Source organism: Streptomyces sp. NPDC032822 (assembly GCF_055578825.1).
The window spans coordinates 253,190-276,759 of record NZ_JBVIOL010000009.1; the positions used below are offsets into that span (position 1 = coordinate 253,190).

19 protein-coding genes are annotated in these 23,570 nt (G+C 72.0%); 8 read left to right on the plus strand and 11 right to left on the minus strand.

Features of this window, described 5'->3' with window-relative positions; all coding sequences use genetic code 11:
• Window positions 1-69 precede the first annotated feature (69 nt).
• The 4 genes from ACZ5VD_RS26195 to ACZ5VD_RS26210 all read right to left on the minus strand — a co-directional run bounded on the left by ACZ5VD_RS26195 (window position 70) and on the right by ACZ5VD_RS26210 (window position 6,165).
• Complete coding sequence (locus ACZ5VD_RS26195) at window positions 70-1,311, minus strand: TolB family protein (RefSeq protein WP_468683504.1); 1,242 nt, start codon at window positions 1,309-1,311, stop codon at window positions 70-72.
• Window positions 1,312-1,418: 107 nt separating this feature from the next.
• A complete protein-coding gene (locus ACZ5VD_RS26200; RefSeq protein ID WP_468683506.1) occupies window positions 1,419-3,485 on the minus strand; it encodes a TolB family protein in 2,067 nt (688 codons plus the stop codon).
• A 191-nt stretch (window positions 3,486-3,676) separates the two neighbouring features.
• Window positions 3,677-4,783, minus strand: coding sequence for a branched-chain amino acid aminotransferase (locus ACZ5VD_RS26205; RefSeq protein WP_468548664.1), 1,107 nt, complete (start codon window positions 4,781-4,783; stop codon window positions 3,677-3,679).
• Window positions 4,784-5,112: 329 nt separating this feature from the next.
• On the minus strand, window positions 5,113-6,165 hold the full coding sequence (locus ACZ5VD_RS26210) for a 3-isopropylmalate dehydrogenase (RefSeq protein WP_468548665.1): 1,053 nt from the start codon (window positions 6,163-6,165) through the stop codon (window positions 5,113-5,115).
• Window positions 6,166-6,309: 144 nt separating this feature from the next.
• Here ACZ5VD_RS26210 and ACZ5VD_RS26215 point away from each other — a divergent pair, with 144 nt between their 5' ends.
• Entirely contained in the window at window positions 6,310-7,884 is a 1,575-nt protein-coding gene (locus ACZ5VD_RS26215) for a purple acid phosphatase family protein (RefSeq protein WP_468683507.1), read from the plus strand.
• A 119-nt stretch (window positions 7,885-8,003) separates the two neighbouring features.
• On the opposite strand, the gene ACZ5VD_RS26220 is transcribed toward ACZ5VD_RS26215, so the two are convergent.
• Together ACZ5VD_RS26220 and ACZ5VD_RS26225 are read right to left on the minus strand one after the other, a co-directional pair.
• Window positions 8,004-8,135 carry a hypothetical protein gene (locus tag ACZ5VD_RS26220; RefSeq protein WP_468548667.1) on the minus strand — a complete coding sequence of 44 codons (132 nt, stop codon included), beginning with the start codon at window positions 8,133-8,135 and terminating at the stop codon, window positions 8,004-8,006.
• Between the two features lie 151 nt (window positions 8,136-8,286).
• Complete coding sequence (locus tag ACZ5VD_RS26225; RefSeq protein ID WP_468548668.1) at window positions 8,287-9,285, minus strand: LysR family transcriptional regulator; 999 nt, start codon at window positions 9,283-9,285, stop codon at window positions 8,287-8,289.
• A gap of 102 nt (window positions 9,286-9,387) precedes the next feature.
• Between ACZ5VD_RS26225 and ACZ5VD_RS26230 the strand changes: the two genes are divergently transcribed.
• Complete coding sequence (locus tag ACZ5VD_RS26230) at window positions 9,388-10,383, plus strand: NADP-dependent oxidoreductase (RefSeq protein ID WP_468548669.1); 996 nt, start codon at window positions 9,388-9,390, stop codon at window positions 10,381-10,383.
• A 30-nt stretch (window positions 10,384-10,413) separates the two neighbouring features.
• Here ACZ5VD_RS26230 and ACZ5VD_RS26235 read toward each other — a convergent pair whose 3' ends face one another.
• The 3 genes from ACZ5VD_RS26235 to ACZ5VD_RS26245 all read right to left on the minus strand — a co-directional run bounded on the left by ACZ5VD_RS26235 (window position 10,414) and on the right by ACZ5VD_RS26245 (window position 13,998).
• Window positions 10,414-11,271, minus strand: coding sequence for an alpha/beta fold hydrolase (locus tag ACZ5VD_RS26235; protein WP_468548670.1), 858 nt, complete (start codon window positions 11,269-11,271; stop codon window positions 10,414-10,416).
• A 128-nt stretch (window positions 11,272-11,399) separates the two neighbouring features.
• Window positions 11,400-13,031, minus strand: coding sequence for an L-glutamate gamma-semialdehyde dehydrogenase (gene pruA / locus ACZ5VD_RS26240; RefSeq protein WP_468548671.1), 1,632 nt, complete (start codon window positions 13,029-13,031; stop codon window positions 11,400-11,402).
• Window positions 13,032-13,071: 40 nt separating this feature from the next.
• Complete coding sequence (locus ACZ5VD_RS26245) at window positions 13,072-13,998, minus strand: proline dehydrogenase family protein (RefSeq protein WP_468548672.1); 927 nt, start codon at window positions 13,996-13,998, stop codon at window positions 13,072-13,074.
• A gap of 146 nt (window positions 13,999-14,144) precedes the next feature.
• Between ACZ5VD_RS26245 and ACZ5VD_RS26250 the strand changes: the two genes are divergently transcribed.
• Window positions 14,145-15,371 (plus strand): PucR family transcriptional regulator, encoded by a 1,227-nt coding sequence (locus ACZ5VD_RS26250; protein WP_468683508.1) that lies wholly within the window; start codon window positions 14,145-14,147, stop codon window positions 15,369-15,371.
• A 3-nt stretch (window positions 15,372-15,374) separates the two neighbouring features.
• Here the strand turns inward: ACZ5VD_RS26250 and ACZ5VD_RS26255 are convergent, their stop codons facing one another.
• Window positions 15,375-16,118 (minus strand): DUF1963 domain-containing protein, encoded by a 744-nt coding sequence (locus tag ACZ5VD_RS26255; RefSeq protein ID WP_468683509.1) that lies wholly within the window; start codon window positions 16,116-16,118, stop codon window positions 15,375-15,377.
• Between the two features lie 179 nt (window positions 16,119-16,297).
• Between ACZ5VD_RS26255 and ACZ5VD_RS26260 the strand changes: the two genes are divergently transcribed.
• The 4 genes from ACZ5VD_RS26260 to ACZ5VD_RS26275 are packed head-to-tail and all read left to right on the plus strand — an operon-like array spanning window position 16,298 to window position 21,326.
• Entirely contained in the window at window positions 16,298-17,794 is a 1,497-nt protein-coding gene (locus ACZ5VD_RS26260) for an ABC transporter substrate-binding protein (RefSeq protein ID WP_468548675.1), read from the plus strand.
• 17 nt (window positions 17,795-17,811) lie between these two features.
• Complete coding sequence (locus ACZ5VD_RS26265) at window positions 17,812-19,542, plus strand: ABC transporter permease subunit (protein ID WP_468548676.1); 1,731 nt, start codon at window positions 17,812-17,814, stop codon at window positions 19,540-19,542.
• 31 nt (window positions 19,543-19,573) lie between these two features.
• Window positions 19,574-20,602: an ABC transporter ATP-binding protein gene (locus tag ACZ5VD_RS26270; protein WP_468683556.1), complete on the plus strand. Its 1,029-nt coding sequence runs from the start codon at window positions 19,574-19,576 to the stop codon at window positions 20,600-20,602.
• Window positions 20,589-21,326, plus strand: a complete 738-nt coding sequence (locus ACZ5VD_RS26275) for an ATP-binding cassette domain-containing protein (protein WP_468548677.1) — start codon at window positions 20,589-20,591, stop codon at window positions 21,324-21,326. The genes ACZ5VD_RS26270 and ACZ5VD_RS26275 overlap by 14 nt, the downstream gene beginning before the upstream one ends.
• On the opposite strand, the gene ACZ5VD_RS26280 is transcribed toward ACZ5VD_RS26275, so the two are convergent.
• Window positions 21,313-21,894, minus strand: a complete 582-nt coding sequence (locus ACZ5VD_RS26280) for a TetR/AcrR family transcriptional regulator (RefSeq protein ID WP_468548678.1) — start codon at window positions 21,892-21,894, stop codon at window positions 21,313-21,315. The genes ACZ5VD_RS26275 and ACZ5VD_RS26280 overlap by 14 nt on opposite strands.
• Before the next feature lie 136 nt (window positions 21,895-22,030).
• Between ACZ5VD_RS26280 and ACZ5VD_RS26285 the strand changes: the two genes are divergently transcribed.
• Entirely contained in the window at window positions 22,031-23,569 is a 1,539-nt protein-coding gene (locus ACZ5VD_RS26285) for an MFS transporter (RefSeq protein ID WP_468548679.1), read from the plus strand.
• Window position 23,570 lies beyond the last annotated feature (1 nt).

Sequence of the window (23,570 nt, forward strand, 5' to 3'; positions counted from 1 at the left end):
AACGAGAGCACGGGGGAAGTCTGGCACACCCCCCGCGCCTGGCTCACCGTTGTCTCAGGATGCGGTCGGTCACTTCAGGTGGCGGATGTAGACGTGTGTGGAGTCGTAGGTGTCGTCGGGCACCAGGTCGGTGGCGTAGCTGCTGAAGGCGACCGTGCGGGCATGCCGGTCGAGGACCGGGAAGGACACCGGGGAGCCGCTCTTCCCGCCCTGGGTGGTGGGGTTGGCGAGCACCGTGTGCCCGGTCCGCAGATCGCGGACGTAGGCACGCGTCGTGAGGTCGGTGTCACCCGGGTCGGCCGAGACGAACGCGAGGTGCCGGCTGTCCGCGCTGAGCCGGGGGTGGGCGGTGAACGCCGCCGGGTCGGCGGCGTCGATCCGGCGCAGGTCTCCCGTCCTCAGGTCGCGGACGAAGACGTTGTGCCCCTTGTTGGTGTCGCCCGACGTCAGCCGCGAGTCCAGCGAGTCGAACACCGCGTACCGGCCGTCGGCGCTGACCTGCGGGAACTCGGTCTGCCCGTCGGAGACCGCGCCCTGAGGCGCCCGGTCCACCTGGAACAGCTCGCCGCTCGGCACCTCACGGACGTAGGCGTCGCTCCAGTCGCCCGAGGCGGGGTGGGGGACGAAGAACTGGTAGCCGACCCGACTGCCGTCCGCGCTGATCGACGGGTGGCCCGCGGCGGACTTCCCGACGCCCTCGCCGGGCACCTGGCTGATCCGGACCCGCTCGCCGGTGACGCGGTCGACCCGGTAGACACGGCTGGACCTGTCCCCCGCCGGCCCGCCGTCGCCCGTGCGCAGGGCGACGAAGGCGAGGTGGCGGCCGTCGGCGCTGAGGGCGGGGCTGGAAGCGGCCGCGTAGCCGGGGGCGATGGTGTCGTCGACGCGCTGGACGGCGCCGGTCTTCAGGTCCTTGATCCAGATGTGGTTGTCGGCGGTGTCGTAGGTGGGGTTGATGGTGTACGCGAGATACCGGCCGTCGGCGCTCAGCGAGACGTCCAGGACGTTGCCGTCGCCGCCGGTGCTCGCCAGCCGGGTGGTACCGGTCCGCAGGTCGCGTACGAAGGCGTCGGCGGCACCGTCGGTGTCGCCCGCGACCAGGTTGTCGGCGTCGGAGACAAAGGCGATGTGACGGCCGTTCACGCTCAGGCTCTGTCCGCCTGAGCCGCCGTTGCCGTCCGTGCCGTCCGGGGCCACGCTCGCCTTCTCGGTGCGCGGGGTGCCGGGGGCGGCGCTCGCCGTGGGTCCGGTGAGCGCCGCCGTGGCGATGGCCGCCAGGAACGTGGCCGCCAAGCGCTTCTTGCTGTGCATGGTTGGTTCCCCCGTGGTTGTTCGCTGTCGTGCGTGGTGGGTCGTTGTCGTGCGTGGTGGGTCGGTGTCACACGTGGTCGGTCGCGCTCACGCGTGAGGGGTCGTTCTCATTGCACTGTCCGCAGGAAGACGTCCGATACCCCGTTGGTGTCCCCCTCCACCAGATCGGGTGATGCCGACTCGAACGCGACGACCGTGCCGTCGGCGTTGACGGACGGGTTCCGCGCCGGAAGGTCGTTGCGACCTCCAAGGCGGTCCATGCTGATCAACTGCCTTTTCCCGGTGGCGAGTTCGAGCAGGTACACCGAACGGCCCGAGGTGTACGCGAGGCTCGTGCCGTTCCCGGAGAGCGAGGGCTGCGTGCCCCTGACCCGGGTCGTGGTCCCGGTGTCGAGGTCACGGACGCGGATGTCCCGGCCCTGCTGGAAGGCGACCTTGCGCCCGTCCGCGCCGAGGGAGGGGGCCGAGGCGCCGCTGCCGGCCTTCTCCAGGATGCCGGTGTCCAGGTCACGGACGTAGATGTCACCGCCCTGTTCGAAGGCGACGTACCTCCCGCCCTCGCTGATGGACGGGTGGCCCGCCGCCCCGCCCGTGAGCGCGCTGACCAGGTCGGTGGTGCCGTTCAGGAGCCGGAAGCGGTAGACGCGGGGCTGCGGGTCGGGGTCGGCGTCGGTGGCGGGCAGGGTGGCCGCGTAGCTGATCCACTGGCAGAACGGATCGACCGTGGGCTGTCCCATCCAGGTGAAGCGGACGCCCTGGTAGGAGCCCAGGCTGGTCAGCTTGCCGACCGCCCGGTTGCGGATGTGGATCCCCGGGCCGCCGTCGGAATCGAGCGGGGCCGTGTAGCCGACCATGCGTCCGCTGAAGCAGGGCGCGCCCTCCCCCGAGGCGCCCTGGGAGGTGGAGTCGACCTGGAAGACGCCGCCGGGCGCGTTGACGAACACGTCGGTGTCGTCGGTCCCCCGCGAGGTGAAGGCGACGACCCTGCTGTCCCCCATCACCGGGTCGTAGGACGGCCCGGTCCGCTGCTGCCCGGTCGGCGTCATGCTGATCCGTTCGGTGACGGACGGCATCGGCGCCGGGTTCCTCCGGAGCGCGCCCGAGAAGACGAACACGTCGGACTCGTCGTTGGTGTCGCCCGGCACCAGGTGGGACGACGTCGAACCGAACACCACCGCACGCCCGTCGGCGGTCAGCATGTCGTCGCTCGGCTGGGCGTTCGGCGGGAGGGACGCCCCGCGCAGGCCCGTCCTCAGCTCACGGACCCGCACGCCGTCCTCGCCCGCGACGACGGCGTACCGGCCGTCCGCCGTGGCCGAGAAGGCGGTGCCCTCGGCCACCCGCCGCGAGGCGCCCGTGCGGAGGTCGTGGACGTACAGGCCGCCCTCGGCGTCGAGCAGGACACGGCGGCCGTCCGCGGTGATACGGACCAGGGAGGTGGCCCCGAGACCCGTGTCGACCTGCGTCCGCCTGCCCGTCGCCCGGTCCTTGACGAAGACGTCGGCCGGGTCCTCCGCCTCGACGTCACCGCGGACGGAGTACGCGACCCGCTCGCCGTCGCCGCTCACCGAGGCCCCGGGCTTGTCACCCTCCTCGGCCGGCGAGATCAGCTCGTCGGTGCCGGTGACCGTGTCGCGGACGTACAGCAGCCGGAAGTTCTCGGAGCCGTTGCGGTTGCCGATGGTGTACGCGACGTGCGTGCCGTCCGGGCTGATCGACTGGACGCGGCCCAACTCGTTGAAGCCGGGCGGGTTCTCGGGCCACAGCCGCTCCGAGCGGCCGGTGGCGCGGTCGTACAGGTGAGGGGCCAGGAACCGGGTGCCCGCGGTGTAACCGATACGGCTCCCGTCGGCGCTCGGCATCGGCGAGCCGTAGGTGTAACCGCTGCCGAGGTCGATCCGGGTGACCCCGCCGTCGTCCAGGTCCTTCACCAGCAGGCACATCGAGACGTGAGCGCAGCCGAGGCTCGGCGCGGTGGAGGTGAACGTGACGTGGCGGCCGTCGGCGCTGATCGCGGCGCTCGCCGAATCCCCGTCGGCCTGGCCACCGTCGGCGGCGGTGCTCACCCGCTCCGTGCGGGGTGCGTGCGGTGCGGCGGAGGCGCTGGTCGTGGTGCAGGCGAGCAGCAGCGTCACCCCTAAGCAGACGCCGGACACACTTGTGGGTCTGGACATGTTTCCCCCTGAAGCCCCGTGGACGCTTCTCCCCCGGCCCTGCGCCGAGGGCTCCCTTCGAGGCAAACGCACCGCGCACTACAGGGTCAATCGGTCGTATTGCGTACAACCAGGGCGCATCCTCGGACGTCCGCGAGAAGGGCCGCCACGGACACGGAGTCCACGGCGGCCCTTCGTGCAACGAGTGGTGCCTAGCCCAGCGGGTGCATCCAGCCGTGCTGGTCCTTCGCCGTGCCGCGCTGGATGTCCAGGAGCGCCTGCCGCAGCCGGAGGGTGACCTCGCCGGGCTCGCCGCCCGAGTGCCGCCACTCGGTGGTGGCGCGCTTGACCGTGCCGACCGGGGTGATCACGGCCGCCGTACCGCAGGCGAAGACCTCGGTCAGCGTGCCGTTCTCGGCGTCGCGCTGCCACTGGTCGATGGAGACGCGGCCCTCCTCGGACGCGTAGCCGAGGTCGCGGGCGACGGCGAGGAGGCTGTCACGGGTGACGCCCTCCAGGATGGAGCCGGTCAGCGACGGCGTGACGATCACCGGCTTCTCGTTGGACGCGGCCCCGTACACGAAGTACAGGTTCATGCCGCCGAGTTCCTCGACCCACGTGTGCTCGACCGCGTCGAGGTAGCAGACCTGGTCGCAGCCCTTGGCCGCCGCCTCGGCCTGGGCCAGCAGGGAGGCCGCGTAGTTGCCACCCGTCTTGGCGTCGCCCATGCCGCCCGGGACGGCGCGGACGCGGTCCTCGGAGAGCCAGATGGAGACCGGCTTGACGCCGCCGGGGAAGTACGCGCCGGCCGGGGAGGCGATGACCAGGAAGAGGTACTCGCCGGCCGGCTTCACGCCCAGGCCGACCTCGGTCGCGATCATGAAGGGGCGCAGGTAGAGGGATTCCTCGCCGCCGTGCGCCGGGACCCAGGCCTGGTCCTGCCGCACCAGCGCGTCACAGGCCTCGATGAACGTCTCGACCGGCAGCTCCGGCATGCCGAGGCGGCGGGCGGAGGACTGGAAGCGCGCCGCGTTCTTCTCCGGGCGGAAGGTGGCGACGGTCCCGTCGGGCTGGCGGTAGGCCTTGAGGCCCTCGAAGATCTCCTGCGCGTAGTGCAGGACCATGGTCGCCGGGTCGAGCGAGAGCGGCGCGTACGGGACGAGCTGACCGTCGTGCCAGCCGCGGCCCTCGGTCCACTTGATGACCACCATGTGGTCGGTGAAGTGCCGGCCGAACCCGGGGTCGGCCAGGATCGCCTCCCGCTCCGCGTCGGAGAGTGGCGAGGCCGAGGGCTTGAGCTCGATCGTGGGCGTCGTCATGAGTTGCTGTCCTTCGCTTCCTGGCGAACGTCTGCGCTACCCCGTGTCTTTCGGGCCGGGGGTCCGGGGGTTGTCCCCCGGGAGATGCAGCACCGGTCGGATGAGTGACGGGCCGCGCTCACGCCCGTCGTACTGCCAGTGGCCAGTGCTAGGACGTCCGAGCATTCCCTCATTCCGCGGCTCCGCGTTCGATTATCGCGCGACGGAGGCCGTGGACGAAAACGGCGTGAATGCGACCCGGGGATGATGGTGGCACCCGGCGGGGACATGCGAAAGCCGCCGGGTGCTGAGTGACCCGGCGGCTTCGAGGAGATTCGAGCGCGGCGGGGTCAGCCGGCTACGCGTACGACGAGCGCGTCGCCGATCTCCGTGGTGCTGCGGGCGGGCTTGCCGTTGCGCTCCGCGAGGTCGGCGGAGACGGCGTCCTCGATGCGGACGGCCTCGGTCTCGTAGCCGAGGTGGCGCAGCAGGAGGGCGACGGACAGGACCGTGGCGGTGGGGTCGGCCTTGCCCTGGCCCGCGATGTCGGGCGCGGAGCCGTGCACGGGCTCGAACATCGAGGGGAACTCGCCGGACGGGTTGATGTTCCCGCTCGCGGCGACGCCGATGCCGCCGGAGACGGCCGCGGCGAGGTCGGTGACGATGTCTCCGAAGAGGTTGTCGGTGACGATCACGTCGAAGCGGGCGGGGTCGGTGACGAGGTAGATCGTCGCCGCGTCCACGTGGATGTAGTCGGTGGTGACCTCGGGGAACTCCGCGGCCACCTGGTTGAAGATGTTGGTCCACAGGTGACCCGCGAAGGTCAGCACGTTGTTCTTGTGGACCAGCGTCAGCTTCTTGCGCGGGCGGGCCTGGGCGCGGGCGAAGGCGTCGCGGACCACGCGCTCGACACCGAAGGCCGTGTTCACGGAGACCTCGGTGGCGACCTCGTGCGGGGTGCCCTTGCGGATCGTGCCGCCGTTGCCGGTGTACGGGCCCTCGGTGCCCTCGCGGACCACGACGAAGTCGATCTCCGGCTCGCCGGCGAGCGGGGTGGCGACACCCGGGAGCAGCTTCGACGGACGCAGGTTGACGTGGTGGTCGAAGAGGAAGCGGAGCTTCAGCAGGAAGCCGCGCTCCAGGACGCCGGACGGCACCGACGGGTCGCCGATCGCGCCGAGCAGGATGGCGTCGTGCTGCTTGAGGGCCTCGGCGTCCGCGTCGGTGAGGGTCTCACCGGTGGCGTGGTAGCGCTTGGCCCCGAAGTCGTACTCCTTGGTCTCCAGCTTCACATCCTCCGGGAGGACGGCGGAGAGGATTTTCAGGCCTTCGGCCACGACTTCCTGGCCGATGCCGTCACCGGGGATCACTGCGAGATTGAGGATGCGAGAGCTTGCCGACATGCGCAGCACCGTACTCCTTGTCCCATGGGATGACACGAGCGGTCCGCGATACGGACAGCAGCCCCGACGGGTGGCGTCAGCCCTTCGACTGTCGTTCACCCGCACGTGGTGCGGGTGTTGGCCTTCGCTGGGAAGTTCACCTGCATGGAGACACCGGACTTCGGCATTCCCCCTCAGCTCGCGCGCCGGATGAGCATGGCGGAGCAGCACGAGTACCTGCGGACCAAGCTCTCCCGGCGCCGGACCCTGGTGACGGCGGGCGCGGTCGCGGGCGGTCTGCTGACCGGCTGCTCGGGCGGCGGATCGCCGGGGACGGCAGGCGGGGCGTCGGCCACGTCGAGCCGGTCGACCGCCTCGCGGGTGCACGGCTCCGCCGTCGCCCCCTTCGGCCGCCATCTCGCCTTCGGCGCCGACCCGAAGACGCAGATGCGGATCTCCTGGCAGGTGCCCCTCGCGGTACGGAAGCCGTACGCCCGGATCGGCACCCGGCCGGGCGGGCTGAGCCGCAAGATCGAGGCCGAGGTCCGCGACCTGCACACGCCGGGCGTCGCGGGCGTACGGTCGGCGCTCGACCAGTACTACCTGCACGCGGCCCTGGACGGCCTGCTGCCCGGCACGACGTACTACTACGGCGTCGGGCACGACGGCTTCGACCCGGCGGCACCCGAGCACGGCAGGACCCTCGGCACCTTCCGCACCGCCCCGGCGCGACCCGAGCGGTTCGTGTTCACCGCGTTCGGCGACCAGGGCGTCAGCAAGGCCGCGGCCGGCAACGACCACGTCGTGTTGCGCCAGGACCCCGCCTTCCACCTGCACGCCGGTGACATCTGCTACGCCAACGTCAACGGCCGGGGCGAGGAGTCGGACGGCTACGACCCCGCGTTCTGGGACCTGTTCCTGAAGCAGAACGAGCCGGTCACCCGGTCGGTGCCCTGGATGGTGACGACCGGCAACCACGACATGGAGGCCTGGTACTCGCCGGACGGCTACGGCGGCCAGCTGGCCCGCTGGTCCCTCCCGGACAGCGGCTTCGACCCGCGCACCGCCCCGGGCGTGTACGCGTTCACGTACGGCAACGTCGGCGTGGTGGCGCTGGACGCGAACGACGTGTCGTACGAGATCCCCGCCAACCTCGGTTACACGGACGGGAAGCAGACGGCCTGGCTGGACCGGAAGCTGGGTGAGCTGCGGGCGGCGAAGGAGGTCGACTTCGTCGTCGTCTTCTTCCACCACTGCGCGTACTCGACCTCCTCGCACGCCTCCGACGGCGGGGTGCGCGCCGAGTGGCTGCCCCTGTTCGCCCGGCACCAGGTGGACCTGGTGATCAACGGGCACAACCACGTCTACGAGCGCACCGACGCGATCAGGGACGGCGAGGTCGGCCGGCCGGTCCCGATCGGCGCGGCCACGGACCCGACCCGGGACGGGATCGTGTACGTCACGGCGGGCGGCGGCGGCAAGGACCTGTACGGCTTCCCGGAGGGCGTGAAGGAGAGCTACGAGGGGCACGTCACCGAGCGCGAGTCGGTGCGGACGTTCCACTGGGCGGAGTCGAAGCAGTCCGCCCAGGAGACCGTGGAGTGGTCGCGGGTGCGCTACCGGGGCTTCTCCTTCCTCTCGGTGGAGGCGGAGAGCGGGGCACGACCGCGCCTCAAGGTGTCGGCGCTGGCGCAGAGCGGGGAGCGCATCGACCACTTCGAGGTGCGGCGCGGCGCTTGAGACCGCGCCGCACCTCGATCGGGTGCGGCTCCCGGCTTGTGGGTGGTGCGTGTTCGTGGGGCGTGCGGGCCTGAAGGTGGCGTGTGCTCACAGGGCGCGCGTGTCCGGCCCGTGGCTCCTCAGTGGCCGGTCGAGCCGCCGTTGTCACGGCGGTCGAGGGCGCGCTGGAGGGCGGCGGCGGCGTTCTTGCGGTCGGACTCGGTCGTACGGGAGACACGACGGACTCGGCGGCGGGCGGTCGTCTCGGCCATGGGAAATCGACTCCTTCGAGTTTCCTGGAGTGCAACGAGGGGTTGCGAGACGCCGGAAGGGGCGGGGAGCGGGCCGCAGGGGTTGCCTGCGCGGGGCCCGGCTCACGACCGCCATTCGCTGGGTCGAGCGAGACGTTCGGCTCCTACAAAGCTAAGGGAGCGACGCGCTTCTGTCTCCACAATTACTCGGACTTCCTACTATCTGAGACGGCACCCTGGCCGACCCCCCGCTGAGCTGCGGTTTCGCTGACGATCTCAGTTCCCGGACCAGAGCGCGCACGGCCGCCGCGGCCGCGAGTTCCGGTGTGGTGACGTAGCCGATCCTGCGGGTGGGCCGCTCCGGTCCGAGGTCGGTGATCTCGACCACGGGCGGGGCCCCGGTGAGCGAGAGCGCGGGCATGATGGCCATGCCGAGCCCGCTGGCCACCATCGACAGCACCGCCCCGTCGTCCTCGGCCCGGGCGGTCACGGTGGGGATCCAGTCCTGCGCGGCCCACCACTGCCGGGTGGCGGAGGAGCAGTTCTCCCGCCAGTCGACCAGGGGCAGGGAGCGCGGGTGCGGATGCCCGGCCGGGTGCACGAGCGCGTAGGGCTCTTCGAGGAGTACGTCGCCGATCAGCTCCGGCGGGATCGGCGAGCTGGTGCCGAGGGTCGCGATCCCCAGGTCGGCACGGCCCGCGGCCACCTCCCCCGCCGCCCCGGGGCCGACCTCCCGTACGACCGTCACGGTCGCCTCGATACCGGGGTGGCGGGCGGCGAGCCGCTCCAGCACGGGCGGCAGCAGATACAGGGCCGCGCTGCGGAAGGCGGCGATACGCAGCGGCCCACGGATCCCACCCGTTCCGGCCTCCGCCCCGGACCCGGTGGCGGTCCCCCGGGTCTCGGTGACCAGGACGTCCAGCATGCGCAGGATCCGGCGCGCGTGGGCGGCGGCCCGCTCGCCGGCCGCGGTGGGCCGGGCACCGTACCGCCCGCGCGCGAACAGCACGACGCCCAGCTTGCGTTCGATGCCGCGCACGGCGTGCGAGACGGCGGACTGGGTGGTCCCGAGCCGGACGGCAGCGGCCGAGAAACCCCCTTCGTCCGCCACCGCCGCCAGGGTCCGCAACTCCTGCGGAGCGAGATCGGGTGTGCGATCGATTGCGGTCACTCGGGGCCCCACCTGCCGCTATGAGGACGGCTCATGGATCCGTCCGTGCCATGAACGCAACCCTCTGCCCACCGCCCGCATTCCTGCCTACCGTCCCATGCCATGACCGACACCGCGCTCACCGTGCACCAGACCGCCCGCCCGACCGGCTTCCCCACCCCCGACCACTTCCGCTTCGTCGAGTCCCCCGTGCCGGACCCCGGCCCCGGCACGGCCCTGGTCGAGAACCTCTACTGGTCGGTGGATCCCTATCACCGCGAAATGATGGACGGCGACTTCGCGTTGAACGCCCCGCTGGAGGGCCGCGCCCTCGGCCGGGTCGTCGCCTCGCGCGAACCGGCGCTGCCGGAGGGAGAGTTCGCCTTCCACCGCCGGGGCTGGCGCACCCACTCCGTCGTCCGCCCGGAAGAGGCCAGACGTCTCCCCCGCCATGAAGGCGTGCCGCTCTCCGCCCACTTGAGCGTCCTCGGCGGTACGGGCCTGACCGCGTACGTCGGCCTCACCCGGATCGCCCGGCTGCGCGAGGGCGAGGACCTGTTCGTGTCCGCGGCGGCGGGCGGGGTCGGCACGGCGACCGGCCGCTTCGCCCGACTGCTCGGCGCGGGCCGGATCGTCGGCAGCGCGGGCTCGGCGGCGAAGGTCGCCCACCTGACGGAACGGGTCGGCTACGACGAGGCCTTCGACTACCACACCGCGCCCGTCGCCGACCTGCTCGCCAAAGCGGCCCCGGACGGCATCGACGTCTTCGTCGACAACGTCGGCGGCGACCACCTGGGCGCGGCGATCGGCGCGCTCCGGGACCGCGGACGAGTGGTACGGATCGGCACGGTCGGGCAGTACAACGCGCCGGGCACCACAGCCGCCCTGTTCGACCACGCCGACGTCGTGGAGAAGAGCCTCCGGCTGGAGGGCTTCCTGGTGCGGGACTACGCCGACGTACAGGAGGAGTTGTACGAGTTCGCCGTACCGCACCTGCTCAGCGGGGCGCTCACGCCGGACGAGACCGTGGTGGACGGGTTCGAGCGGATCGTGGAGGCGTTCCTGCTGATGCTGCGCGGCGGGAACACCGGGAAGATCCTGGTACGAGCGGTGAGTTGAGGGCCGGGAGATACCGGCGACGGCGGGCCGTCAGTGGACGAGGGCGGCCGTCACCGTCTCCCGGAAGCCCTTCGGGTCCTCCACCCACGGCAGGTGCCCGGCCCGGGGCAGCGCCGTCCGCCGGACTCGCGGCAGCGCCCGCTCCAGGGAGTCCACCGCCGAGCGCGGCCGGACGTCCCGGGTGCCGTCGACGATCAGTACGGGCAGATCCAGACGCCGACAGGCCGCGTACAGCTCGGGGGTGCCCCACTCGCGCTGCCGCTCGGCGTTCAGCGCCTTGTTGCACGCGGTGTTGATCGGGAACCACGGGTCGGCCATCCGCCCGGCATGCTCCGGCGCCCGCTCGCGGTCCTCGAACTCGATCGCCCACTGGAGAACCGCGCGCTCCCGCTCCTCGTCCTCGGTGCGCTCCGGCAGGTCGCCCAACTCGGTCCAGCGGGCCAGCCGTTCGGGGTGCTCGCCGAGCCGGGCGAGGAAGTTCTCCCTGAACCGGGGATGCCAGTCGGCGTCCGGGCCGATGCCGGTGCCGCTCACGTAGATCAGCGCGGCGACATGCTCCGGACGGGCCAGCGCGTACGCCAACGCGAGCTGCGCGCCCCAGGAATGGCCGAGCAGCACCATCCGCTCCAGCCCGAAGTGCCGTCGTACGGCGTCCAGATCGGCCACGAACCGCTCGCTGGTCCACGGCCCCGCGCACCGCTCGGACCGTCCGCCGCCGCGCTGGTCCCAACGGACCACCGTGGCCTCGTCGTCGAGCATCCCGGCCACGTCCTCGAACATGTCCCACAGCCCGGGACCGCCGTGGCACAGCACCAGCGGGGTGCGGCCCCGGCCCGAACGGCTCGCCCACAGCCGTACTCCGTCGTCGGTGACCACCGTCTCGTCCATGACGGACAGTCTGCCGGGCCGGAACGGGACGGGACGGAGAGCGCGAGGCAGGGCGAGGCAGGGCAGGGCGAGCGGAAGAGGGCCGGGCGGGTGCCCGGCCCTCTTCTCCGCCACTACGTGACGGGACGTCAGCCCATGTGCGGGTACGGGTAGTCGGTCGGCGGGACCAGCGTCTCCTTGATGGCGCGGGTCAGAGTCCAGCGCATCAGGTTCTGCGGGGCGCCGGCCTTGTCGTTGGTGCCGGAGGCCCGGCCGCCGCCGAAGGGCTGCTGGCCGACGACGGCACCGGTCGACTTGTCGTTGATGTAGAAGTTGCCGGCCGCGTAGCGCAGCTTCTCCATCGTGTACGCCGTGGCGGCGCGGTCGGAGGAGATGACCGAGCCGGTCAGCGCGTAGTCGGACACCGACTCCATCTGCGTCAGCATCTCGTCGTACCGGTCGTCCTCGTAGACGTGCACGGCGAGGATCGGGCCGAAGTACTCGGTGGTGAAGACCTCGTTCTCCGGGTCGGCGCACTCGATGACGGTCGGGCGGACGAAGTAGCCGGTCGAGTCGTCGTACGAGCCGCCCGCGACGATCGTGCAGGTCGGGTCCGCCTTGGCGCGGTCGATGGCCGCCTTGTTCTTGGCGAAGGCCCGCTCGTCGATGACCGCGCCGACGAAGTTCGACAGGTCGGTGACGTCGCCCATGGTGATGCCGTCGATCTCGGCGGCGAACTCCTCACGGAAGCCGCCGTTCCAGATCGACGCGGGGAGATACGCCCGGGAGGTCGCCGAACACTTCTGGCCCTGGTACTCGAAGGCACCGCGGGTCAGCGCGGTCTTGAGGATCGCCGGGTCGGCACTCGGGTGGGCGACGACGAAGTCCTTGCCGCCGGTCTCGCCGACCAGACGCGGGTAGGTGCGGTACGTCTCGATGTTGGCGCCGACCGTCTTCCACAGGTGCTGGAAGGTGCGGGTCGAGCCGGTGAAGTGGATGCCGGCGAGGTCGCGGTGGGTCAGGGCGACCTCGGAGACCTCGATGCCGTCGCCGGTGACCAGGTTGATGACACCCTTGGGAAGACCGGCCTCCTCCAGGATCCGCATGAGCAGCACGGCGGCGTGCGTCTGCGTCGGGGACGGCTTCCACACCACGACGTTGCCCATCAGCGCGGGCGCGGTCGGCAGGTTGCCCGCGATGGCCGTGAAGTTGAAGGGCGTGATCGCGTAGACGAAGCCTTCGAGGGGGCGGTGGTCGAGGCGGTTCCAGACACCCGGGGAGTTCGCCGGGGGCTGCTCGGCGAGCAGGTCACGGGCGTACTTGACGTTGAAGCGCCAGAAGTCGACCAGTTCGCAGGGGGTGTCGATCTCGGCCTGCTGGGCGGTCTTGGACTGGCCCAGCATCGTCGAGGCGGCGAGCGTCTCGCGCCAGGGGCCGGCCAGCAGCTCGGCCGCGCGCAGGATGATCGCCGCGCGGTCGTCGAAGGACATCGCCCGCCAGGCGGGCGCGGCGGCGAGGGCCGCGTCGATCGCGTCCTGGGCGTCCTGCCGGGTGGCGTTGCCGTACGTACCGAGGACGGCCTTGTGGCGGTGCGGCTGCACGACGTCGAAACGCTCGCCGCCGCCGAGCCGCCGTACACCGCCGATGGTGCAGGGCAGGTCGACGGGGTTCTCGGCCAGCTCCTTCAGCCTGGCCTCCAGCCGGGCGCGCTCGGGCGAGCCGGGGGCATAGCCGTGCACCGGCTCGTTGACGGGGGCGGGGACCTGGGTCACAGCGTCCATAAGTTCCGTAACTCCTTCTTGAGCGGTGTGTTTCCGGGGCTCAGCCCTTGGTGATCATGCTGCGGGCGAAGAACCGCAGGTTCGCCGGCTTCTCCGCGAGGCGTCGCATGAAGTAGCCGTACCAGTCGGTGCCGTAGGCGGTGTAGACGCGCATGCGGTGGCCCTCGGCGGCGAGCCGCAGGTGCTCTTCGCCGCGGATGCCGTACAGCATCTGGAACTCGTACTCGTCGAGCTTGCGGCCGGCCCGGTGGGCGAGTTCCTGGCCGATGGAGATGAGGCGCGGGTCGTGGGACCCGATCATCGGGTATCCCTCGCCCTCCATCAGGATCTTCAGGATTCGGACGTACGCCTTGTCGATCTCGTGTTTCTGCTGGTAGGCGACCTCGGCGGGCTCCTTGTACGCGCCCTTCACCAGCCGCACCCGGCTGCCGCCGTCGGCGAGCCGGCGGGCGTCGGCCTCGGTGCGGAAGAGGTACGCCTGGATGACGCAGCCGGTCTGCGGGAAGTCCTTCCGCAGCTCCTCGTGGATGGCGAACATCGAGTCGAGGGTGGTGTGGTCCTCCGCGTCGAGCGTGACGGTCGTACCGATCGCGGCGGCCGCCTCGACGACGGGCCGGATGTTGGCGAGCGCCAGCTCGTGACCGCCGTCCAGCGCCTGGCCGAACATCGACAGTTTCACGGACATCTCCGCGCGGGTGCCCAGCTCCAGCCGCTTCAGCCGGTCGACGAGCTCCAGATACGCGTCCCGCGCGGCGGCGGCCTGCCCGGGGGTGGTGATGTCCTCGCCGACGACGTCCATCGTCAGCTCCAGACCCCTGGACGTGAGGTCCTCGATGATCGGGACGATCCCGTCCACGGTCTCGCCGGGGATGAAGCGGTCGACCACCTGCCTGGTGACGGGGGCCGCCGAGATCAGACGTCGCATCCGGTCGCTGCGCGACGCGGCAAGAATCACGGGACCCAGCACGGGGCACCTCCACAGACCAGCAGATAGAACCACCGTGAAACCTAGGGATCCCTCCGATCGTCGGCCATCGACAGCTGTCACGCATCCGTGCCGTAGATCTCAGACAGATGTATGAAGGACACGCGGAAATGCGGGAGAATGCCTGAGTGACACCGGAATACAAGGACGACAGGGACCGCCAGGACCACAGGGACCGCAAGGGCGACTACCAGGAACTGGTCGACGAGATCTCGGAGCTCCTCGGCGCCCCGGCGACGCTGGAGAACCGGGACTTCGAGCTGATCGCCTTCGGTACGTACGACAGCGAGGGCGAGCTCGACGCCTCCGCCCTGGACCCGGTGCGCACCCGCTCCATCCTGACCCGCCGCTCCACGGCCGCGGTCCGCTCCTGGTTCGAGGGCTTCGGCATCACCCGCGCGACCGCGCCGGTCCGTATCCCGCCCACCCCGGAGGCGGGCGTCTACCGGGGCCGGATCTGTCTCCCCGTACGCCATCGGGGTGTCGTCCTCGGATACGTCTGGCTCCTGGACGACGACCCCGGCCCGACCGACCACCGGCTCACGGCCGCCATGGCGGTCACCTCCCGCATCGGCGCCCTGCTCGCCGACGAGGCGCAGCACGGGGCGGATCTGAGCCGGGAGCTGCGGGCCGTGCTGACCGCCGAGCACGACTGGCAGCACGACATGGCCGTCGCCGAACTCCGCACCGCCCTCGGTCCCCGCGCCGACACCCTCCACACGATGGTCTGCGTCGCCCCCTGGCCCTCCGCCGACCCGGACGACGCCCCCTCGGTCCGCACGGTGCCGGGCGCGACCGCCCTGTGCACCGTCCCGTGGGGGACGACGGCCACCTCCCTGGCCCTGCTGGTACGGCTGCGCTCGGCGGACGTCCTGACACCGGCGACGTCGGCGGCGGGGCGGTTGCTGGAGGCGGCGCGGGGCGGGGCCGGGAGCAACGACGCGGGCGCCGCCGCGGGCATCGCGGCCACCCGCTCCGGCCTGGCCGAGCTGGGCGCGGCCTGGCGAGAGGCCTCGGCCGCGGCCCGCGCGGCCCTGGCGGAACCCCACCTCGGCCCGGTCGCCGAGTGGGCGTCCATCGGCCCGTACCGCCTCCTCACCGCACTCCCCCCGGAAACGGCCCACGACCCCGCCGTCCGCACCCTCCTCACCCCCACCCACCGCGAACTGGCCCGCACCGCCGAGGTCTACCTCGACTGCGCGGGCCAGGCCGGCCGCACGGCGGCGGAACTGGGCATCCACCGGCAGACGCTGTACTACCGGCTGTCCAGGGTGGAACAGCTGACGGGCCTGGACCTGGACGACGGGGAGGACCGGCTGCTGCTGCACATGGCGTTGAAGGGGGCGCGGCTGTAGGCGTCACATGTACGTCTGGCAATGGAGCCGCACGTTCCCGAAGTCCCCTTCGGCCAGGTCCCGGGGATGGATCAGCCAGGAGGCGGCGCACATGAGGGGCACGTCCACGAACTCGTAGTCCGCGCGGGCCAGCAGGACGAGTGAGGTGTCGTCGGCGACGGGCCAGGGCGCCGGGTCGCTCTGGATCACGGACGCGTATCCGCCCAGGGTGAGTTCGCCGGTCGCGGTCTCGTCCAGGTAGTCCATCAGGTAGGGGTGGATGAGGCGCAGCGTCTCGTGGTCGGCGATGTCGTTGTCGGTGTCCGGCATGAACCGGTCGAGCCGGCCTCGGAGGGGGTACGACTCGCAGGTGTAGGGCGCGTTCTCCTCGGAGGGGGCCCGTTCCGTCGTCGCCGTCCCGGCCGGGACGTACACCACCCGGCCTTGGTCGTTCGGCCCTGGGACATGGCTCGGCTCGCCGTTGTCGGCGAAGAACAGCAGGTGCCCGTCCGTCGGCAACGGTATGTCCAGCTCACCGACCGGGACGGCCGCACAGTCGACCGACGCGATGAACGCCGGGAAGCCGGACCATTCGACGTTCGGGGGGAGCCGGGGGTGACCTCCGTACTGTCCGACGACGGGCGCGTCACCGTCCTGCGCCGACCGTAACTCCAGGCGCGGACGGGCGAGTAGCAGCGCCCTGCCGAGAAGGTCCTCGGGCACACCTCGCCCGCGAGCCGCGGCGCGGTATTCGTCCAGTGCGTTCATGGCGCGCAGTCTGCCGCGGAGGCGGAGACGGGCGCACGGCCTCCGGCCCCGGCAAGGGAAGGCACTCGCGCCGGGAGGGAGGGGGCGGTCGTTGAAAGTGGGACGGATTATTGAAAACGATTGTCATCATGCTACGGTCGCCGCACTGTCCTTGACCACCCCTTTACCCGGAGGGTTCCGTGCGCCTGCCCGCTCGCCGCCTGCTCCCCGCCACCGCCCTCACGGCCGCCTCCGCGCTGCTCACCGGCTGCTTCACCGGCGCGGAGACCTCCGCGGACAACGGTGTCGACGGCAAGCGCATACGCGTCGCCATGATGCTGCCCCCACGCTCCGGGCTCTCCCCCCTCTCCGACGACGCGTTCAAACTCTCCCGCTGGTCCACGGCGGAGACGCTGGTGAAGCTGGACGCGGCCGGGGACGCCGAACCGGCGCTTGCCACCAAGTGGGTTCAGTCTGGGCGGAGTTGGACGTTCACCGTCAGGGACGGGGTCACCTTCCACGACGGTACGGAGCTGACCGCCGAGGCCGTCGTCCGCTCGCTCAGCACGGCCGCCACCGCCTCCCCCAAGCCCCGCATCCTCGACGGCGTCGACCTGACGGCGAAGGCGAAGGGCGAGCGGACGGTCGTCGTGACGACCGGTGCCGAGGACCCCCTCGTCCCGCAGCGGCTCAGCTCCCCTCAGCTGTCGGTCCTCGCGGCGAAGGCGTACCGGGGCAAGACCGTCGACCCGGTCGGCGCCGGCACCGGCCCCTTCGAACTGACCAGGGTCGACGGCACCTCCGCCGCCGCCCTCGACCGCCACGACGCCTACTGGGGCGGCAGGGCGAAGGCCCCCGGGATCGACGTCAGGTTCGTGCCGGACGGCACCGCTCGCGCCGCGGCCCTGCGCAGCGGCGAGGCCGACATCGTCGAGGCGGTGCCGGTCTCGCAGGCCGCGCTGCTCGACGAGGACCTGATCACCGAGGTCCCGATGCCGCGCACCAACACCCTGTACCTGAACACCGGGAAGGGCGCCTTCAAGGACGCCTCGCTGCGCGCCGCCGCCCGTGAGGCGATCGACGCCGAGTCGATCGTGAAGGGTGTGTACGAGGGGCGCGCCGACGTCGCCGAAGGGCTGCTGGGGCCCGCCCTGCCGTGGGCGGCCGACCTGCGGACGCCGGTGTCCCGCGCAAGGGCGGGCGATCCGGCCGGGAAGACCGTCACCATCGGCACGTTCACCGACCGCGCCGAACTCCCCGAGGTCGCGGCCACCCTCCAACAACAGCTCCAGCGGGCCGGATTCACGGTGAAGCTGGAGGTGCGCGAGTACGCCGCCATCGAATCCGACGCGCTGGCGGGCGAGTTCGACGCGTTCGTGCTCTCCCGGGCCACCGTCCTCGACTCCGGCGACCCGGCCGCCTACCTCTACAGCGACTTCGCCTCCGACGGCTCCTTCAACATCGCCCAACTCACCGACCCCGAGGTCGACAAGGCACTGACGAAGGCCGGCGGCACCGAAACCGGCGAGGCCCGCCGCCGGGCCGTCATCGACGCCGAGGCCGCCGTCCTCGCCACCGACGCGGCTGTGCCGATGCTGCACGAGCGGGTGATCCAGGGCGATGCCGCCGGGGTCGTCGACGTCGCCCACGACCCCCGCGAGCGGGAACTGGTCACGGCGGACACGCACGTCAAGTGAGGCTCCGGAAAAGAGGGTTGCCGACCGCGGCCGGTGCGACCCGCGCTCTCTGTCTCCTCACGGTCCTGGCCGCCGTGGGCCTGCTGCCCTGGCTCTCCGGCCGGGATCCCGCCCTGACGGTCCTGCGGGCCCGCTCCGCCGAGCAGGAGCCGACGAAGGAGGCCCTGGACGCCATACGGCAGGATCTCGGGCTCGACGCGGGTCCCCTTTCGCTGCTGGGGAGTTGGGCCTCCGACCTGGTGCGCGGGGACCTCGGCACGTCCTGGGTGTCGGGTACCGACGTGCTGCCGTCCGTCGGCTCCGGGGTGCAGGTGTCGCTGGCTCTGATGGGTGCGGCCTTCGCGGTCGCCGTGCTGCTGGCGGGTGCGCTGGTCGCGCCCGTGCTGGTGCGGGGGCGGGGGTCGTCCGGGGCGTGGGCGGCGATGCTCGCGGCGGTGCCCGAATTCCTGCTCGCCACCGTCGCGTTGCTGGTGTGCGGGGTGTGGCTGGGATGGCTGCCCACGTCCGGCTGGCAGGGCCCGCGGTACATGGTGCTGCCCGCGCTCGCCCTCGGCGTTCCGGCGGGCGGGCTGCTCGGCCGGCTGGTCGCGGACGCGCTGCCCTCCGTACTGGACGAGCGGTGGGTGGAGCTGTGGCGCGGGGCCGGAGTCGGCCGTGGCGGCATCTCGGCCGCCGCACTGAAGCGCGTACTGCCGCCGCTGGTACCGCAGTTCGGGATGGTCGCCGTGGGGCTCACGGGTGGCGCGGTCGCGGTGGAGACCGTGTTCGCCGTCCCTGGCATCGGCCGTACGGCACTCGGCGCGGCCAAGTCGCAGGATCTGCCGCTGCTCCAGGGCGCTGTCCTGGCCCTGCTGCTGCTCGGCCTGGTGGCGGGCGCGGTGGCGGCGCTGGTACGGCGTCGGCTGCTGGGCCCGGCCCTGCGGGACGCCGGGCTGTCGCTGCCGCCGGTTCGGCCGGTCCCTACCCACCCGGCGATCCCCTTCTCCCTGTTCACCGTGCTCGCCGTGACCATCGGCTGGGGCCTGCTGCGCGACCCGTACGCCCTCGACACGACCGCCCGGCTCGCCGCGCCGTCCTGGTCGCACCCCCTCGGCACCGACGGCCTCGGCCGGGACGTGCTGGCCCGGCTCGGGCACGGCGCGGCCCCCACGGTCGGCACGGCGGCGGCCGTCTGCCTGCTGAGCCTGCTGGTCGCGCTGACGCTCGGCTTCCTGCCGGGCGTCGCGGCCGGCGCGGCCGACATCGCGAACGCGCTGCCCCCGGTCATCGTCGGCATCCTGGTCGCCGCGGTGGCCGGGCCCGGCACCGGCGGAGCGGCCCTCGCGGTCGCGCTGATCTCCTGGCCGCCCCTGGCCGCGCACGCGGCGGCGCTGGTGCAGGAGGTCCGGGCGTCCTCCTTCCTCACCGCCCAACGGGCCATCGGCGCACCGCCGTTGTGGGTCCTCACCCGGCACGTCCTGCCCTCGGTGGCCGCCCCCGTCGCCCGGCACGCCCTGCTCCGGCTGCCCGGCATCGCCCTCGCCCTGGCCTCCCTCGGCTTCCTCGGACTGGGCGCCCAGCCGCCCGCCCCCGAGTGGGGCCTCCTCCTCGACGAGTCCCGCGCCTACGTGGAACGCGCCCCGTGGGCGGCACTCGCCCCGGCCCTCGCCCTGGCCCTGCTGGCCGGACTGGCGGTGTCGGGAGCGGCGTACGCACAGGGCCGGAGCGTCGCCCGTGACACCAGGAAGGCGGCACCCGTTGCGGTCTGAAGCAGCCGAACCCACGTCGGCACCCGAACCCGTGCCGACACCCGACTCCACGTCAGCACCGGAGTCCACGCCACCGGAGCCCGAGGCGCTGCTCTCGGTCCGCGATCTCCGTATCGCCTTCCACGGCGTGGAGGCCGTCCGCGGTCTGTCCTTCGACGTCCACCCCGGCGAAGTCCTCGCCGTCGTCGGCGAGTCGGGCGCGGGCAAGTCCCTCACGGCCCGCGCCCTGCTGGGCATGCTGCCGCCGGACGCGACGACGAGCGGACGGGTGCGGCTGCGCGGCGAGAGCGACCTCGCCGCGCAACGGGGCCGCCGGATCGCCCTCGTCCCGCAGGACGCCCTCTCCGCGCTCTCGCCGGTGCACCGGGTCGGCGACCAACTCGCCGCCGCCGTGCGGTCGGTGACCGGGGTGTCACGCAGGGAGGCGCGGGCCCGGGCGGTGGCCGCGCTTGACCGGGTCGGCATCCCGGACGCCGCACGCAAGGCGCGCGCCTATCCGCACGAGTTCTCCGGCGGTATGCGGCAGCGCGCGGTCATCGCCATGGCGACCGTCAACGATCCCGAGATCCTCGTCGCCGACGAACCGACCACCGCCCTCGACGAGGAGCACCGCGAGCAGGTCCTGCGCGTCCTCGGCGAGCAGCGGGAAGCGGTCGGGGCGGCGCTCGTCCTGGTCACCCACGACCTGGACGTCGTACGCCGGCACGCGGACCGCGCGCTGGTCATGTACGCCGGCCGCGTGACCGAACTCGGCCCGGCGGAAAAGGTGTTGGCCCGGCCGCTGGCTCCCTACACCGCCGGCCTCCTCGCCTCGCTCCCCGAACACGCGCGGGGCCGCCGCCTGCCCACCCTCCCCGGCGTCCCGCCCGCCCCGGGCACCCTCCCGCCGGGCTGCGCGTTCGCCCCGCGCTGCCCGCTCGCGACGGACACCTGCCAGGACGAGGAGCCGGAGCCGCAGCGGGTGGACGGGCGGCTGGTCGCCTGCCATCGATCCACCGACGTCCCGTATCCCGCAACGGAGTTGTTCCAGGAGAGGGAGAAGCCGCATGCCGCAGCCTGACACCCGCGGCCCGCTGCCCGACAGCCTCGGCCCGCCGTCCGACGTCCGCGGTCCCCTTCTCGACGTCCGCGACCTCCTCGTCCGCTACGGCCCGGTCACCGCCGTGGACCACGTCTCCTTCTCCCTGCACGCGGGCGAGACCCTCGCCCTCAACGGCCCCTCGGGCTGCGGCAAGTCCTCCACCGCGTCGGCGGTCCTGCAGCTGCGCCGCCCGGACGGCGGCGAAGTCCGCTTCGAGGGACGGGAGTTGACGACCCTCCCCGAACGCGAACTGCGCCCCCTGCGCCCCCGCATGCAGCCCGTCTTCCAGGATCCGTACGGCTCCCTCAGCCCTCGTCACCGCGTCCGCGACGCCGTCGCGGAGCCACTGAAGGTGCAGGGCCGCTGGACGGCGGACGACGGTCCCGCCCGGGTGGCCGGACTCCTCGACCGGGTCGGCCTGGACCCGTCGTACGGCGACCGGCGGCCGCACGAGCTCTCCGGCGGCCAGTGCCAGCGCGTCGGCATCGCCCGCGCGCTGGCCTCCGCACCGCGGCTGCTGGTCCTCGACGAACCGGTGTCGGCCCTGGACCCGTCCGTCCGGGCCGGCGTGCTGAACCTGCTCGCCGACCTCCAGGACGACCTGGGTCTCGGCTATCTGTTCATCTGCCACGACCGGGCGGTCGTACGACACTTCGCGGACCGGGTGCTGGAGATGCGGGACGGGCGGATCAGCCCTTCGTGACTCCGGCGACCACGCGGCGCAGCCCCTCGGTGAGCTGCTCGGCGTCGGGCGCGGTCTTCGGGTCGAAGGTCCACTGCGCGATGAGACCCGTCATCAGGGTCACGTAGAACATGCCGACGGTGTCCGCGGCCTCGTCGGAGACGTCCTCCTCCCGCCCGCCCATCAGCAGCGGAATGAGCCCGCGTCCGGCCTCGCGCTGGGCGCGCGCCAAGTGATCGCGCACTTCGGGCAGTTGGTCGCCCATGACCACGATCTCCATGCTGAGGTGCCAGATGGAACCGGGCTGCCGCATGGTGCCGACGATGTTCCCCCACACCTCCTGGAACCGTTCGAGGGAACCGGGCTCGGTGGTCAGCCCCGCCCCGTCGCCCTCGAAGGTGTCGCCCATCCCCTCGACCAGCGCCACATACGCCTGCGCGAGCAACGCGTCCTTCGAGCCGTAGTGGTAGCCGATGGAGGCCAGGTTGGTCCCCGACTCCTTGACGATGTCACGCGCCGTCGTACGCGCGAAGCCCTTCTCCAGGAGGCAGCGCCTGGCGCCTTCGAGCAGATCCTCACGGTGTCCCATGCGCAGCAGCCTACCCCCGGTCCATACAGGCGTCCTAGACAGATGACTTACACAGATGATTGACACATCCGATTCAGACGACTGATTTATACAGTCGTACTAGACAAGCGTTTAAGACGCTCGTACAGTCCTCGCCATGACGAACTCGACGTGTACCTCGGCGGGCCCCCGGGCCGGGCGCCGCGAATGGACCGCCCTCGCCGTACTGATGCTTCCGCTGCTCCTGGTCTCCATGGACGTCTCCGTCCTCTACTTCGCCATCCCGGCGGTCAGCGCGGACCTGGAGCCGAGCGGCACCCAGCAACTGTGGATCTTCGACATCTACGCGTTCGTGCTGGCCGGCCTGCTGATGACGATGGGCTCGCTCGGCGACCGCATCGGCCGCCGCAGACTGCTGCTCGGCGGTGCGGTCGCCTTCGGCGGCGCCTCCCTGCTCGCCGCGTACGCGAACAGCGCCGAGACCCTGATCGCGGCCCGCGCGATGCTCGGCATCGGCGGCGCGACCCTGATGCCCTCGACGATGGCCCTGCTCCGCACGATGTTCACCGACCCCGGCCAGCGCGCGAAGGCGATCGGCCTGTGGTCCGGCGTGATGACGGCCGGTATCGCCCTCGGCTCGGTCATGAGCGGGGTGCTGGTCGAGTACTTCTGGTGGGGCTCGGTCTTCCTGGTCAACCTGCCCGCGATGGCACTGCTGCTGGTCCTCGGCCCGATCCTGCTCCCCGAGTCCAGGGACCCCGCCCCCGGCCGCTTCGACTGGCCGAGCGTCCCCCTGTCGATGGCCGCCGTGCTCCCCGTGATCTACGGGCTGAAGGAGCTGACCGCCGAGGGCTGGAACGTCCGCTACGTCGTCTCGATCACCGTCGGCCTGCTCTTCGCCGCCCTCTTCGTGCACCGGCAGCGCACGACGGTCGCGCCGATGCTCTCCCCCGCCCTGTTCCGCGGGCCCGGCTTCGCCCCGGCCGTCGTCCTCAACCTGGTCTCCGCGTTCGGGATGATGGGCTCGGCGTTCTTCACCACGCAGTACCTGCAGTCCGTGCTCGGCAAGAGCGCGCTGGAAGCGGCCCTGTGGGCACTGCTCCCCTCGGTGCCGATCGGCATGACGGCCCCGCTGGCCACCGCCCTGGTCCAGAAGGGCGTCCACCGCGCCCACGTCGTGACGGCCGGCTTCCTCATCGGCGCGAGCGGCTACGCCCTGCTCGCCCTCGCCGGTACGGACTCGATGTGGCTGGTGCTGACCGCCTGCGGAATCCTCGCCTCCGGAATCGTCATGGTCATCTCCCAGATGACGGACCTCGCCCTCGGCACCGCCCCGGCGGAGCGCGCGGGCTCCGCGTCCTCCCTGCTGGAGACGGGCACCGAGTTCGGCGGCGCCCTCGGCATGGCCGTCCTGGGCTCCATCGGTACGGCGATCTACCGGCACCAGATGCCGGACACGGCGCCGGACACGGCCCGGGAGACGCTGGGCGGTGCGCTGGCGGTCGCCGGGCACGTACCGGGGCTGGCGACGGCCGCTCGGCAGGCGTTCACCGACGGGATGCAGGGGGCGGCGGTCGCGGGGACCGTGGTGCTCGCGGGGGCCGCCGTGCTGGCGTCGGTGACGCTGCGGAAGGTGCGGCAGCCGCACAGCGAAACGCCGGACGAGCCGAGTCACCTCAGCCCGTCCGGCGTATGAA